The sequence below is a fragment of the Streptomyces sp. NPDC050485 genome (assembly GCF_044458185.1).
Taxonomy (GTDB): domain Bacteria; phylum Actinomycetota; class Actinomycetes; order Streptomycetales; family Streptomycetaceae; genus Streptomyces.
This window is the reverse complement of the sequence record NZ_JBITHR010000003.1, coordinates 338,390-352,717: the sequence shown is the minus strand read 5'-3', so window position 1 is coordinate 352,717 and position 14,328 is coordinate 338,390. Positions and strand designations below refer to the sequence as shown.

The window sequence follows — 14,328 nt, the reverse complement described above, 5'->3', positions numbered from 1 at the left end:
GGGGACAGCTGCACCCGGGACAGGAGAAGAGGGACGTACATGGGCTGGACGGTCCTCTACATCGCGTTCGGAATCGTCGCGCTGTGGCTGCTCGGTGAGGTGCTGCTGCAGTACAAGGCGCGGCTGCGCTGGCGGCTGCTCGCCTTCACCGGATTCCTCGGTGTGGTGATCGGTGTCCTGATCCCGTCGGTCTTCGTGATCATCCTGGGTGCGATCGCCTTCGCCGTGGGCCAGGTGTACGTCACCCTGTCCTTCCGGCGCGGCTTCTCCACCGGCTGGGCGCTCGGCGGCAGGCCGGGCGCGAGCCGCCGCCGCAGGTCCGGCCGGAAGTCCGCCCCCGCCCCCGAGCCGGTCCTGGAAGTCTCGGACCTCCAGTACGAGGAAACGGCCGCGGCCGGTTCCCCGGACGCGAACGGCGAGACCCTGCACACCGATCACGCCGATCACATCGATCACCACGACTCCGTGTACGAGCCGCAGCCGATGCCCGACGACACCGGCCAGTACGGCGTCTACCACCCCGCACCGCAGACCGAGGCGCAGCACCAGTACGGCGCCTACGACCCGCAGCAGCCGTACGCCGATCCCTACGCCGATCCCTACGCCCCGCAGTACGACACGGGCGCCGGGCAGCAGCAGTACGCCGCCTATTCCGACCCGTACATCGGCAACGGCGGCCAGGTGTACGGCACGTACAGCGGCTACGACAGCTTCGGCGGCCAGCAGCAGCCCTATCCGGACCCGCTCACCGCCCAGTACGGCATGGACACCCCGCCCGGCGGGGTGTGGGTGCCCCAGCAGCGCGAGGGGGAGCAGCTGTACGCCCCGTACGAGCAGCAGGTCCAGCAGCCGTACGACCCCAACCACCCGAACCACCTGGGCAACCCGGGCAACCCGGACCTGCCGAACCACCCCGAGCAGCAGCCGTACCGCTACTGACCGAGCCGGGCGGGCCCAGCGCTGGTGAGCCCGGCCCGGGGTTCACTGCGAGCCCCGGAAGTCCTCTCCTTCCACGATCAGCCCGGCGACCAGCGCGCCCGACATCCCGGACTGCGCGAGCCCGCCGCCGGGATGCGCCCAGCCGCCCGCCAGATGGAGCCCCGGCAGACCGGTGGTGTTGGACGGGTGCAGGAATCCGGCCATGGCTCCGGCCAGTGAGGGCGCGGGCACGGAACCGCCTTCGGCGCCGGTCGCCTGCGCCAGGTGCACCGGGGTGCGCGCCTCGTGCCACAGCAGCCGCTCCCGCAGATCGGGCACGGCCCGTACGGCGGCCGCGATCAGATCGTCCGTGTACCGCCGGACCAGCGCCCCCTCGCTCCAGTCGACCGGCCCGTGCGGTGCGACCGTCGCCGTCAGCGTCACCGCCTCGTGGTCGTCGTCGGGCCGCACCGTCGGATCGTCGGGGCGCAGGACCGTGACCGTGGGGGGCGCGGCATGCGGGCCCGTGAACCCCGCACGGGCCTCGGCCGCCGCGTCCGGGGAGTGCACCACCGTGCGGTGCGCGGCGTCCGCCGGGCGCCCGCCGCGCAGGGCGAGCAGCACCGAGAAGCGGCTCGGCGCGCCCCCGGCGGAGGGGCGCACCCGCCCGGATCCCCACAACTCCCGGCCGGGCAGCATCGGTTGGAGGGCCCGCGGATCCACCCCGCACACCACGTGATCGGCCTCCACGACGGTGCCGTCGGCGAGCTCCAGACCCGCGGCCCGGCCGTCCTTCTCCCGTACGCCCCGCACCTCGGCGCCGAAGACGAACTCGACCTTCCTGGCCGCACAGCGCTCGTACACCGCGCGCGCCAGCTCCCGCATGCCGCCGCGCACGTACCAACTGCCGAAGGTCTGCTCCATGTACGGCAGCACGGCCGCGGCCGCGGGGGCCGTGCGCGGATCCAGACCGTACTCCAGGGCGTAGCTCTCCAGGAGCGCGGCGAGCCGGCCCCCGCCCAGCTCCCACGCGGCGACCTCGCCGAGCGTGTCCGCCTGCCGGGGCGGACGCAGCAGCCTGCGCTGCTTCAGTGCCGGGTAGGGATCGCGGGCGAGCACCTGCCAGTCGGGCCACAGCGGCTCCTCCAGGAGCGGCCTGCGGGTGCGGTCCCAGGTCTCCCTGGCCCGGCCCAGGAACTCACCCCAGCGCTCACCCGCCCCCGCCCCCAGCGCCGCGTCCAGCGCGGAAACCACGCCCGCGCGCGAGGCGTTGGGCAGCGACACGTCCGTACCGTCGGCGAACAGGTGGCGCGCGGCCGGGTCCACCGGGGCGAGCTCGACGCAGCTCTCCAGCGGCTCCTTGCCGGTCTTCACGAACAGGTCGCGGTAGACCGCGGGCAGCCGCAGCAGACCGGGGCCGGTGTCGAAGACGAACCCGTCCCGCGCGAACCGCCCCAGCGCGCCGCCGTAAGTTGACGAGCGCTCGTACACCGTCACCCGGTGGCCTACGACGGCCAGCCGGGCAGCAGCCGCCATGGCGCCCGCACCGGCGCCGATCACCGCAATCCGTGCCATGTCTGCGACCTTAACCGCCGCCACTGACAACACAGGCTCTCACTCCGGCGGCCGGTGAACCCCCGCCGCGGCCAGCCGCTTCTCCTCCCGGCGCTGCGCCCTGCGCCGCCGGAAACGGCGGATCTTCCGCCACAGCACGACCAGTATCACGATGCCCAGCGCCAGCAGCGTGCCCGCGATCACGGCCGCCGCGAGCGGGTGGAAGATCGCGAAGCTTATGATCCCGGCGACGCCCAGGTCCTCTGCCACGCTCAGCGCGATGTTGCTGAACGGCTCGGGTGAGGTGTTCACCGCCATCCGCGTCCCGGCCTTCACCAGATGGCTCATGAGCGCGGTCGAGCCGCCCACCGCGCCCGCCGCGAGGTCCGGCAGCGAACCGTTCTGCCCGGCGAGCAGCGCCCCGACCACGGCGCCCGCGACCGGCCGGATCACCGTGTGCACGGAGTCCCAGACCGAGTCGACGTACGGGATCTTGTCCGCGACCGCCTCGCAGAGGAACAGGACGCCGGCCACGATCAGGACATCGGGCCGCTGGAGCGCTCCGGGCACGTCGTCGGTGAGACCGGTGGCGCCGAAGATGCCGAGCAGCAGGACCACCGCGTACGCGTTGACCCCGCTCGCCCAGCCGCTGGTGAACACGAGGGGGAGTACGGACACGGACGTGATCGTAAACCGCTTCCGGCTGAGGTTGAGCGCGGACGTCTGAGTATCCGTACCTAGAAGGCGAGATGAGTAGGTGTGCGGATGGGTTCCCAGCTGCGCGGACGGGAGAGTGGAGGCCGCGGAAGGGGCGCGGCGCGGGCACCGCCGGCACGGGGCGGCGGAACCGGCGCGGCTCCCCGGACGTGAGGAGGTACGGGGGGAGCGTACGGGGGAAGCGCCGGGCCGGTGCGGTTCTGGGGGATCGAACCGCACCGGCCCGGCGCACTTTTGTTGCTCGTACGGCGTTCGCGGTACCCGCTAGCGTCCGCTGACCCGCCCGTGCAGCAGCCTTGACAGCGCCGCGTGGACGTCGTCCAGGGAGCGCTCGCTCTGGAAGGCCTGCCAGTCGAGCGCGGCCACCAGGACCATCCCGACCAGCGCGGCCGCCGTCAGCGGAATGTCGATCTCCTCGCTCAGTTCGCCCGCCGCCACCGCGTCCCGCAGCACCGTCTCGACCACGGCCACCGCCTCCCGGCGCACCACCAGGAGGGTCGACTGCCAGGCGCGGTTGGTGCGCCACAGCTCGGCCACGTACAGCTGGGTGAAGGCCGGATAGCGGTGGATGAAGCCCAGGCCGGCCCGGATCATCGCGTCAAGGGCCTCGACCTTGGTGCCACCCCGCTCGGCGGTTTCATCCGCGGCCGCCTGCAAAGACGCGGTCAGCAGACCCACGCCGTGCCGCAGCAGCTCCTCGAAGAGCTCGGTCTTGCTCTTGAAGTTGTAGTAGACCGTCCCCTTGGCGACGCCGGCCCGCTCCGCGATCTCGTCCACGGTGGTGGCCGAGAACCCCTGCTCGGCGATGAGCGTCACGGCCGCTTCGTAGAGCTTCTGCCGGGTCGCCTGCCGTCTGGTGCTGCTGCTGTCCATGGCGTCGATTCTCACAGGCTCAGCTCGGGGTGCAGCCGGTCCAGGGACCACACCTGCTTCTGCCGGGCGGACAGCGCGGTCAGCGCGAGGGCGCCCGCGGTGAATGCCACCAGGACGGTGCAGCCCTGCCAGACCACTCCCAGATCGCCGCCGGTGATCAGCCTGCGCAGCCCGTCGACCACGTAACTCATCGGCAGATAGGGGTGGATGGCGTTGAAGAACGCGGGGCTCGTCTGGACGGGATAGGTGCCGCCCGCCGACGTCAGCTGGAGCATCAGGACGGCGAGCACCAGGATGCGTCCGGCCGCCCCGAACTTGGCGTTCAGCCACTGCACGATCGCCGCGAAGCAGCAGGAGGTCAGGGCCAGATAGCCGAGCGTCCCGGCGGTCCGCTGCATTTCGAGCCCGAGCCCGAAGTGCAGGACCGACATCAGCGCGGCGATCTGGAGCACCCCGACGGCCGCCACCGGCAGCCAGCCCGCGAACGCGATCCGCCAGGCCGAGGCGCCGGCGGCCAGCGCCCGCCGGTTGAGCGGCTGGATCAGCATGTACGCGACCATCGCGCCCACCCACAGGGAGAGCGGGATGAAGTACGGGGCGAATCCGGTGCCGTAGTTGGGCGCCTTGTGCAGCGCCTGCGAGGCCAGCTTGACCGGGTCGGACATCACGTCGGTGCGCTGGTCGCGGGCCTGCTTGTCGTAGTCGGGGATCTGCCCGACGCCGTCGTGCAGGCCGGTCGCGAGCTGGACGGAGCCGTCGGAGAGCTTCAGGATTCCGCCGTCCAGGGCGCCCGCGCCCTTCTTCAGCTTGCCGACACCCGAGTCGAGGTCGGTGGAACCCGTCTTGGCGCTGCCCAGACCGGCGTGGATGTCGGCCGCGCCCTGGGCGACGTCCTGCGCGCCCTTGTTGAGCTTGTTGATGTCGGCGATCTTCGTCTCCAGGTCGCCGGAGAGGGCCGGTGCCTTCGCGGCCAGGTCCCTGGCCTTCGTCTGGAGGTCTTCGAGGCTCTTGTCGAGCTTCTTGAAATCACCGCCCTGGTCCTTGACAAGGTCGTTGACGTCCTCGGTAAGGGTCGCGCCGGTGGCCATCGCCTTCTTGGCCTCCTGCAGCTTCGGGCAGACCGGGCCTGTCGTGGCCGTGTCCACACAGAGCTGCTGGTAGACGGCGTCGAGGTCCTTGGAGGCGTTGCGCGTGCCGGTCGCAGCGGCGGGCGCGAGCTCGATGATCCTCGCGAGGTTGTCGCGCACCGGCGGGATCGAGTCCGCGAGGAGCCTGGCCGAGTCCCCGACGGCCTTCCCGTTGTCCTTGAGGTACGGGCGTGCCTGGGCGGCCGCGCCGTTGGCCTCGTCCGCGAGCCGCTGGGTGCCGTCGGCGACCTGCTGGGCGCCCTTCGCCAGGGTGCCCGAACCGGTGTCGAGCTCCGCGATGCCGCCGGCCAGTTTGCCGCTGCCGTCCTTGGCGTCCTTGAGCCCGTCGGCCAGGCTCTTGGAGCCGTCCTTGGCCTTGCCGAGCCCGTCCTCCAGGTCGCCCGCGCCCTTGGCGGCCTTCTCGGTCGCGTCGTGGAGATCGGCGAACGAGATGAAGATCTTGTCGAGGAACGACCGCGACGCCTTGGTGGAGGCGGCGGCGCGCACCTCGGAGAACACCGTCCGGGAGATCGAGCCGACGATGTAGTTGTTCGCGTCGTTGGTCCGCACCTGGAGTGCGCCCGTCTCGGGGGAGTCCCCGGAGCTGGAGGCGATCCTCCTGCTGAAGTCGGCGGGCATCGTCAGCGACAGGTAGTACCTGCCCTTCTCAAGGCCCTTGCCCGCATCGGCGGCACTGACCTCGTGCCACTCGAAGGTCTTGCTGGTGAGCAGCTTCTTGCTGATCTCGTCGCCCGCGTGGAGCTGCTGCCCGGCGGCGCTCGCCCCCTTGTCCTCGTTGACCAGCGCCACCGGGATCCGGTCGAGACGGCTGTAGGGGTCCCAGAACGAGCACAGGTAGAGCGCGCCGTACAGCAGCGGCAGCAGGAGCAGCGCGACGAGTGCGGCGCGCGGCAGCTTCCCCCTGCCGAACCGTTTCAGCTCAAGCGCTGCCAGTCGTGGCGAACGCATCTGCCGCCCCCTCCTCGTTCGTGGCCCCGTCCTCGGTGGCCGCCTCTGTCGTCCGTACGGTGATGTCGGCCTCGGCGGGCGGCTGGCTGCACACGGCGAGCACGGTGGTGCCCGCGTCGGCGACCGAGCGCAGCAGCGCCCAGGCGGCGGTGCGCTCGGCGTCCGACAGCTTCAGGTCGGTGTCGTCGACGGCCAGCAGCCGGGGCCGCCCGATCAGCGCGAGCGCCACCGACAGCCGCAGCGCCTCAAGCCGCTCCAGATCGCGTACGGAGGTGTGCTCGCGCTTGGGCAGCGAGGCGGGGCCGAGCCCCGCCGCGGCCAGCGCGTCGGCGATGCGGGCACTGGCCTCGGCCCGGCGCTCGGCGGGGGAGCGCAGCAGCGCCCGCACCGAACCGTCGTAGCGGCGCTGCAGCATGACCCGCTCGCGCAGGTGCTCGGCGACGGTGAACGCCGGGTCGAGTTCGCTGACCCCGGGCACATGGGCGAGCGCGCTGATCCGCCGGACGGCCGCCATCTTCCGGGGCAGCGGGAGGCCGGCGACCTCGGCCCGCCCCTCGGCAGGCTTCATCCGGCCGGTGAGCGCGAGCAGCAGGGCGGTCCGGCCCGAGCCGGACGGCCCCGCGACGGCGACGAGCGAGCCGGGTGCGGCGTCGATGCCGACCCCCCGGAAGGCCCAGCCGCGCGGCCCCTTGAGGCCGAAGCCCTCGGCGCGTATCGCCGCGCCGGTTTCATCCGCGTGCGGGCTGTCCACGTTCCCCCCTGCTGTGCGCGTCCCCCGGGCCGGAAACCCGGCCCCATCTTTTGAACTGACTGGTCAGTACAAAAGATAGCCCGAACCTGTATGCGAGGCAAAGCGGCAGGTCAGGGCGGGATCCGGGTCGATTGTCAGTGGTGCCCCTCACGATGGACACATACGGCCACAGTGCCGTCACACGACGACAGGAGGTTCGTCATGGCCAGCTCCCCCGCAGCAGCCGCACCCCGGCGCCGCGCAAGCAGCCCTGCCCCCTCACTGAACGGTCCGGCGGGCGGTCTCGCGAACGACGTCCATCCGGTGCCGCGCCGGGCGGGCGCACCGCCCGCGGCCCTCGATCTGCTCGCCCAGGCCCGCGGCGGCTTGGACGAGGCAGCCGTCCTCGATGCCCCCAACGAGCGGTACGCGACGGCTCACCTGGCCGCCCTGCGCACCGCGGCCGCCGTCCTCGCCGCCCGCGGCCGCCCCGAGACCAACCCGCGCCGCCGCCAACGCATCCGCAGCGCCTGGGAAGTGCTGCCGGAAATAGCGCCCGAACTGACCGAGTGGAGCGCCCTGTTCGCCTCGGGGGCGCACCGGCGGGCCCGCGCCGAGGCCGGCATCCAGGGCGCGGCCACCACCCGGGACGCCGACGACCTGCTCCGCGACGCGGCGATGTTCCTGCGCCTGGTCGAGCGGATGCTGGTCCTCCAGCCGGTGCTGCCCCAGCCCAGGTCCCAAGCGCCGGAGGCGGAACGGGGGACGGGCTGACGGCGACGGCCCCGGCCCTGCGCCGCAGCGACGGCCCGGGCCCGCTCTCTTGCCGGCGCTCATGGCACGGGGTGGAGCCAGGCATGACGGGCCGCCCCCTCACGTCCCATTAGGGTGGACGCGTCTTCACCTTTCCCGCCCCGCCGTCCGCGGCGGCACCGCGCCGAGGAGTCAACTGCCGTGTCGGACCCCATGCGCCCCCGCGCCTCCCTCCGTACCGCCGTGGTCTGGGAGGTCCTCAAGGAAGCGCTCGACCGTCGGGTCAAGGCGACCGGGCGGGAGGCCCTGGACGTCCTGGACACCGGTGGCGGCTCCGGCAACTTCGCGGTGCCGCTGGCCGCCCTCGGCCACCGGGTCACCGTGGTCGACCCCAGCCCCAACGCGCTCTTCGCGCTGGAGCGCAGGGCCGCCGAGGCGGGCGCCGCCGAGCGGGTGCAGGGAGTCCAGGGCGACGTCCTCGGCCTCTTCGACGTGGTCGAGCGCGGCGGCTACGACGCGGTGTTGTGCCACGGGGTCCTGGAGTACGTCGAGGACCCGGCGGAAGGCGTGCGCAACGCGGTGGACGCGCTGCGGCCCGAGGGCGCGCTCAGCCTGCTCGCCGCCGGGCTCGGCGGCGCGGTGCTCTCCCGGGCGCTCGCCGGGCACTTCACCGAGGCCCGCCACGCGCTCTCCGACCCGGCGGGCCGCTGGGGCGCGGGCGACCCGGTGCCGCACCGGTTCACCGCCGAGCAGCTCGTCGAGCTGGTCGCCGGGGCCGGGGCCACCGCCGGGGCGGTCCACGGGGTGCGGGTCTTCGCCGACCTGGTTCCCGGAGTCCTGGTGGACACCGAGCCCGGCGCCCTGGACGCGCTCCTCAAGCTGGAGGCCGCCGCCGCCGAGCTGCCCGCCTTTCACGCCGTCGCCACCCAACTGCACGTACTGGGCGAGAAGCGCGGCTGACCTCGCTCGCGCGGCCGTCGGCGGGCTGATCAGGGACGCTGTGCCGCATGGAGTACGCCACAGGCCCCCCGATCGGCGGCTTCGCCCCGTATGATCGGTGGACACCGTCCGGCATGACGGATCGGCGCATGGGGAATTGAATCTCCACAGCCGAACCGCCGTGGCGGCCCGGCTGGCGAATTGGCGTAGAGGGCGGGTTTCACGGGGGCGATTCCCTGCCTATCCTGAAGGGGCCGCATCCGGTCGCCCCCCGCGACCGACGAGTAGGAGGACTCCGTGCCGCTCTCGGAGCACGAGCAGCGCATGCTCGAGCAGATGGAGCGAGCGCTGTACGCCGAAGATCCCAAGTTCGCGACAGCGCTTGAGGGAAGCGGGCTGCGTACGTACACCCGGCGACGGGTCTACCAGGCGGTCGTCGGCTTCTTGGTGGGTATCGCGCTCCTCATGGCAGGAATGGTCGCGCAGCAGATCTGGATCAGCGTGGTGGGATTCCTCGTCATGCTCGGATGTGCGGTGCTCGCGGTGACTGGTTGGCGCAAGGCGCCGCGTCCCGGTGAACAGGCGCGTGCGGGCGGTTCGGCCGCACCTCGGCAGGCCCGGCAGCGGCGCTCGGTGATGGACCGGATCGAGCAGCGCTGGCAGCGGCGCCGCGATGAGGGGCGCTAGCCCCGCCCCCTTCTGACCTGAACTGAGGGGCGGTCACCTTTATGAGGTGGCCGCCCCTCAGGCATGTCCGGTGCTGGCCGGGGGTTGCCTTGTCCGGTGCCGAACGGGATGGCCGGTCACCCAGCACCGCCCGGGGGCTCCGCCCCCGGACCCCCGCTTCTCAAACGCCGGAGGGGCTTGAAGGTGCCCACCAGCCCCTGGAATGTGCTCGCCAGCCCCTGGGCCCGCTCCGCGACCCGGGCCGTTGTCGTCTCCCAGTGGAGCGACAGGGTCCAGATCACCCGGACAGCTGAGCGCGGGGCGAGAATCGCGCGCAGGGTGGCCCAGCGGCCCGCTGCTGCGCGGAGCCCCGCCGCCACCCGGGTCACATCGTCCACCAGGCCCGGCGTCGGCTGGGGATGCGGTGCGTACAGCGCCTGCTCCACCGCGCCCGCCGCACGGTGGACGGACTCCGCCGCCGCGCCGTCGAGCCGGCCGAGCCGCACCACCCGCGCCGCCGCCTTCCGGGGCGTCTGGGACTCGTCGGGCGGGATGCCGTGGTCCCAGGCCGTGTCGGTGATCTCCTGCCAGGCGGCGAGCGTACGGGCCACCGCGTCGGCCGGGGTCCGGCCGCCGGAGCCGAGCCGCCGGGCCCGTACCCGCCTGCGCCACAGCAGCGGCAGCAGTGGCAGCACCAGCAGTGCCACCACTGCGAGGGCCGTACCGACCAGCGTCGATGCCGAGGGGCCGCGGTCCGTCGGGCCCGCCACCCCGGCCGCCGCCGAAGGCCCGCAGTCGCCGAGGCGGCGTGCGCTCGGCGGGCAGGAGTCCGCGGCGGACGGCGTCGCCGAGGGCTGGGCCGAGGCGCTCTTGGTCGGCTGGGCCGGGCTGCTCGGGCTGCCCGACGGAGCCTGCTGCCGGGTGTAGTCGGGGACGGAGCCCCGGGTCGGCGTCGGCTCGAAGCGGGTCCAGCCCACGCCCTCGAAGTACAGCTCGGGCCAGGCGTGCGCGTCGCGCAGGCCCACCGACATCGTGCCGTCCGCGCGCGGCACGCCCGGCGTGAAGCCGACCGCGACCCGGGCGGGTATGCCCAGCGTCCGGGCCATCGCGGCCATCGAGAAGGAGAAGTGGACGCAGAAACCCTCCTTCTCCTTGAGGAAGTTGGCTATCGCCTCGGTGCCGCTGCCCGACTGCACCTGGGTGTTGTACGTGAAGCCGCCACTGGTGGAGAACCAGTCCTGCAGCTTGACGGCCTTCGCGTAGTTGTTCGCGGCACCGCTGGTCACCTGCCGGGCGGTGGCGCCCACCACGGAGGGCAGCGAGTCCGGGACCCGGGTGTACTCCGTCAGGAGAGCGGAGGGCGGCGCCGGGGCGTTGGCCAGCTGAGCCGCCGTCGGCTGCACAAGGAGGCTGCCGACCGTGTACTGCGCACCCCGGGTCGTCTGCTTGCGGTCGCCGACCAGGGTCCGGCCGACCGGCTCGAACCGCCAGTCGCCCTTGATCTTGACCTGGGTCGCGGGGAACGGCATCGGCAGCCAGTTCTGCGCGTACCAGCCCGCCGCCGAAATGCTCGTCTGCACCTCGGTGGTGCTGACCGACGGGCTCAGCCCGTCCGGCCTCGGCAGCGGATCGGGTACGTCCTTGATGCGGCGCTCCGAGGACTTCCAGGACGCCCCGTCGAACTCGTCGAGCGCGACGATCCGCAGATACATCCCCTTGGTGTCCTGGGCGTTGGTGTTGTACCGCAGCACCTCGCGGTCCTGGGGCTGGTTGAGGCTGTTCTGCAGCGACACCAGCGGGTTGACCGCGGAGATGGTGCCGCCGTTTCCGTCACCGTCCGCGGTGCCGCCGCTGCCGCCGAGCAGCCCGCTGTCCAGCGCGGGCAGCATCGCCGGGATCACCAGCGCGATGCCGAGCGCGAGCACCCCGATGCGCCGCCCGGTACGGACCGGAGCCAGCGGCGCCGCACTCTCGAACACGCCCTGCGCGGGCCGCCCGGGCGCCCGCGCGGCCCCGCCGAAGACCCGGCCCCACTGCGACAGCCGGTCGCGGCCCTCGGCGAGCAGGAGCAGCAGATAGCCCACGGCCGCCAGGACGAACCAGAGCCAGCTCGCGCCGCCCTCGGAGAGCCCCGCGGCCACCGAGTACAGCGCGAGCAGCGGCAGGCCCGCCGGGGCCGCGCTGCGGAACGTCACCGCGAGCGCGTCCACCGCGAGACCGATGACCAGCACCCCGCCCACCAGCATCAGCCGGATGCCCGGGGTGGTCGGCGCCGGGATCGCGTACTGGCCGACATCCGAACTGCCCTGCTGGAGCAGCAAGTTGAACCGCTCGAAGACGTCCGGCCCCGGCAGCACCCCGGCGATCGCCTGCTCGCGCGCGAACACCAGCGTCAGCGTGAGCAGCGCCACCACGGCCTGCGCGAGCACCGTCAGCGGCCGCGCCAGCGGCACCCGCCGGGCCAGCGCGCCGACCCCGCTCAGGATCGCGAGCAGGATGGCGGCCTGGAGGATCCAGGTCGCCGGGCTGACCAGCGGCAGCATCGAGCACGCCGCCATCACCGTGGCCGCGTAGGCGCACAGCGCCAGCCGTCCGCGCCCGCTCATGACCATCCCCCTACCGTGCCGGAAGCGCCGCCGGGCGCCGCTCCCGCGTTCGTACGTTGCCGGCCCGCGAGGCGCCACAGCTCGGGCAGGGCCGCGCCCGGCTCCACCGCGAGCGCCGTCCAGCCCCCTTCGCGCAGCAGCCGCAGCCGCTCCTCGACGGGGCCGCGCTCCGCGGCGCCGTGCATCCACCGCCCGCTGTCGAGCACGAAGGCGACCGCCGCCCCGCTGCGCCGCCGCATCTTCGCCGCGACCGCGGCCTGTTCCTCGTCGAGGTCGCCGAAGAACCCGATGAGCAGCCCTTCGTTGCCGCCGCGCAGCACGTCGTACGCGCGCGACAGGCCGCCGCCGTCGGAGTGGTCGACGACCGCGAGGGTGTCCATCATCAGCCCGGCCGAGTCGGAGGAGTCCTGGGTGGAACCGGCGAACCCGCCGGCTCCGTCGCCCGGCACCGAACTGCCCGTGTCGGTCAACAGCCGTACGGAGAAGCCCCGTTCCAGCATGTGCACCAGTGCGGACGCCGCGCCCGAGACCGCCCATTCGAAGGCCGAGTCGGGACCCGCGCCCGCGTACGCGGTCTCCCGGGTGTCGAGCAGCACGGTGCACCGGGCCCGCTGCGGCTGCTCCTCGCGGCGCACCATCAGCTCGCCGTAGCGCGCGGTGGAGCGCCAGTGCACCCGGCGCAGGTCGTCGCCGTGCCGGTAGCCGCGCGGAATGACGTCGTCCTCACCGGCGAGCGCCAGCGAGCGGTGCCGTCCGTCGCCGTACCCGGCGGCCTCGCCGGACAGCCGCACCGGCGGCAGCGGCTCGGTCCTGGGGATGACGGTGAGCGTGTCGTACGCACTGAACGCGCGGGTCAGCTCGCACATCCCGAAGGGGTCGGTGAGCCGCAGCTGCAAGGGCCCGAGCGGATAGCGCCCGCGCAGATCGGAGCGGACCCGGTAGGACACCTCGCGCTTGCCGCCCGCCTCGACCCGGTCGAGCACGAAACGAGGGCGCGGACCGAGGACGTACGGCACCCGGTCCTGGAGCATCAGCAGACCGGTGGGCAGCCGGGAGACGTTGTCGACCCGCAGCTGGACCCGGGCCTCGGAGCCGGCCGGAACCCGGCCGGGGACCAGGCGGCGGCTGCCGGCCACCCGGTAGCGGGTCCGGTAGAGCACCACCGTGCAGACCAACGGGAGCACGGTGAGCAGCAGACCGACCCGGAGCAGGTCCTCCTGTCCGAGCACGAAGGCGCAGACGGCGGCGGCGACGCCCGCCGCGAGGAAGGAGCGGCCGCGGGTGGTGAGTCCGGACAGGGCGGCCCACGGCCCGCCCCTGGCCTGTTCCTCCGCGGCAGGCTCCCCGGCCGCCATCACAGCCGCCGGGCGCCGGGCGGCTGCTGGCCGTACACCGGATTCCCGGCCTGCGGAACGGGCGTGCGCTGGAGGATCTCCAGGACGACCTGCTCGGCGGTGCGCCGGTTGAGCTGGGCCTGCGCGGTGGGCAGCAGCCGGTGTGCGAGGACCGCGACGGCCAGCGCCTGGACGTCGTCGGGCAGCGCGTACTCGCGGCCGCTCAGGGCGGCGGACGCCTTCGCCGCGCGCAGCAGGTGGAGCGTGGCGCGCGGCGAGGCGCCGAGTCTGAGATCCGGGTGGTTGCGGGTCGCGCCGACCAGCTGCACCGCGTACCGCCGCACCGCGTCGGCGACGTGCACGCCGCGGACCGCGTCGATCAGCTTGACGATGTCATGGGCGTGCGCCACCGGCTGGAGGTCGTCGAGCGGGGAGACGGCGCCGTGCACGTCGAGCATCTGGAGCTCGGCCTCGGGCGTCGGGTAGCCCATCGACACGCGGGCCATGAACCGGTCGCGCTGCGCCTCGGGCAGGGGGTAGGTGCCCTCCATCTCCACCGGGTTCTGGGTGGCGACGACCATGAAGGGGCTGGGCAGTTCGTAGGTCTGCCCGTCGATGGTGACCTGCCGCTCCTCCATGGACTCCAGGAGCGCGGACTGCGTCTTGGGCGAGGCGCGGTTGATCTCGTCGCCGATCACGATCTGGGCGAAGATCGCGCCCGGCTTGAACTCGAAGTCCCGCCGCTGCTGGTCGTAGATCGACACGCCGGTGATGTCCGACGGCAGCAGGTCCGGCGTGAACTGGATGCGCCGGACCGAGCAGTCGATGGATCTGGCCAGCGTCTTGGCCAGCATGGTCTTGCCCACGCCGGGCACGTCCTCGATCAGGAGGTGCCCTTCCGCGAGCAGTACGGTCAGCGAAAGCCGTACGACCTCGGGCTTGCCCTCGATCACACTCTCCACCGACCCGCGGACACGCTCCGCTGTGGCGGTCAGATCTGTGAGGCTCGCTCGATCGTCATAGGTCGTCACCCGGCCCTCCTCGGCCCTTGCATACGGGCCGATGCGCCTTCGACGGCCCGGCCCACCCCGGAATACGGACACCACGGCCGAACGGTTCGGACCGGTGTCACATCCGCATTC

12 protein-coding genes are annotated in these 14,328 nt (G+C 72.9%); 4 read left to right on the top strand and 8 right to left on the bottom strand.

All coding sequences use genetic code 11. The features are described 5' to 3' along the window. The first annotated feature begins 39 nt into the window (after positions 1–39). Positions 40–939: a hypothetical protein gene (locus ACIBK6_RS08205; RefSeq protein WP_399049826.1), complete on the top strand. Its 900-nt coding sequence runs from the start codon at positions 40–42 to the stop codon at positions 937–939. A gap of 42 nt (positions 940–981) precedes the next feature. Here ACIBK6_RS08205 and ACIBK6_RS08200 read toward each other — a convergent pair whose 3' ends face one another. The 5 genes from ACIBK6_RS08200 to ACIBK6_RS08180 all read right to left on the bottom strand — a co-directional run bounded on the left by ACIBK6_RS08200 (position 982) and on the right by ACIBK6_RS08180 (position 6,909). Continuing rightward, the gene (locus ACIBK6_RS08200; protein WP_399049824.1) at positions 982–2,493 is read right to left on the bottom strand and encodes a phytoene desaturase family protein; all 1,512 of its coding nucleotides are present in this window, start codon (positions 2,491–2,493) and stop codon (positions 982–984) included. 39 nt (positions 2,494–2,532) lie between these two features. After that, positions 2,533–3,150, bottom strand: a complete 618-nt coding sequence (locus ACIBK6_RS08195) for a DUF4126 domain-containing protein (RefSeq protein WP_399049823.1) — start codon at positions 3,148–3,150, stop codon at positions 2,533–2,535. Between the two features lie 303 nt (positions 3,151–3,453). After that, positions 3,454–4,062, bottom strand: coding sequence for a TetR/AcrR family transcriptional regulator (locus ACIBK6_RS08190; protein ID WP_329465629.1), 609 nt, complete (start codon positions 4,060–4,062; stop codon positions 3,454–3,456). A gap of 11 nt (positions 4,063–4,073) precedes the next feature. Then, a complete protein-coding gene (locus tag ACIBK6_RS08185) occupies positions 4,074–6,158 on the bottom strand; it encodes a YhgE/Pip family protein (RefSeq protein WP_399049820.1) in 2,085 nt (694 codons plus the stop codon). Further along, positions 6,130–6,909: an ATP-binding cassette domain-containing protein gene (locus ACIBK6_RS08180; RefSeq protein ID WP_399049818.1), complete on the bottom strand. Its 780-nt coding sequence runs from the start codon at positions 6,907–6,909 to the stop codon at positions 6,130–6,132. Before ACIBK6_RS08180 ends, ACIBK6_RS08185 begins: the two co-directional genes overlap by 29 nt. Positions 6,910–7,110: 201 nt before the next feature. Between ACIBK6_RS08180 and ACIBK6_RS08175 the strand changes: the two genes are divergently transcribed. From ACIBK6_RS08175 to ACIBK6_RS08165, 3 genes are all read left to right on the top strand, one after another. Further along, entirely contained in the window at positions 7,111–7,662 is a 552-nt protein-coding gene (locus ACIBK6_RS08175; RefSeq protein WP_399049816.1) for an SAV_6107 family HEPN domain-containing protein, read from the top strand. A 180-nt stretch (positions 7,663–7,842) separates the two neighbouring features. Then, positions 7,843–8,601 carry a class I SAM-dependent methyltransferase gene (locus ACIBK6_RS08170; RefSeq protein WP_399049814.1) on the top strand — a complete coding sequence of 253 codons (759 nt, stop codon included), beginning with the start codon at positions 7,843–7,845 and terminating at the stop codon, positions 8,599–8,601. A gap of 276 nt (positions 8,602–8,877) precedes the next feature. Further along, positions 8,878–9,267 carry a DUF3040 domain-containing protein gene (locus ACIBK6_RS08165; RefSeq protein ID WP_399049813.1) on the top strand — a complete coding sequence of 130 codons (390 nt, stop codon included), beginning with the start codon at positions 8,878–8,880 and terminating at the stop codon, positions 9,265–9,267. Between the two features lie 116 nt (positions 9,268–9,383). On the opposite strand, the gene ACIBK6_RS08160 is transcribed toward ACIBK6_RS08165, so the two are convergent. From ACIBK6_RS08160 to ACIBK6_RS08150, 3 genes are read right to left on the bottom strand one after another with little or no spacing between them, the layout of a single operon-like run. Further along, complete coding sequence (locus ACIBK6_RS08160; RefSeq protein ID WP_399049812.1) at positions 9,384–11,852, bottom strand: transglutaminaseTgpA domain-containing protein; 2,469 nt, start codon at positions 11,850–11,852, stop codon at positions 9,384–9,386. Further along, the gene (locus ACIBK6_RS08155; RefSeq protein WP_399049810.1) at positions 11,849–13,207 is read right to left on the bottom strand and encodes a DUF58 domain-containing protein; all 1,359 of its coding nucleotides are present in this window, start codon (positions 13,205–13,207) and stop codon (positions 11,849–11,851) included. Before ACIBK6_RS08155 ends, ACIBK6_RS08160 begins: the two co-directional genes overlap by 4 nt. After that, on the bottom strand, positions 13,207–14,217 hold the full coding sequence (locus ACIBK6_RS08150) for an AAA family ATPase (RefSeq protein ID WP_399049808.1): 1,011 nt from the start codon (positions 14,215–14,217) through the stop codon (positions 13,207–13,209). The genes ACIBK6_RS08155 and ACIBK6_RS08150 overlap by 1 nt, the downstream gene beginning before the upstream one ends. Between the last annotated feature and the right edge of the window lie 111 nt (positions 14,218–14,328).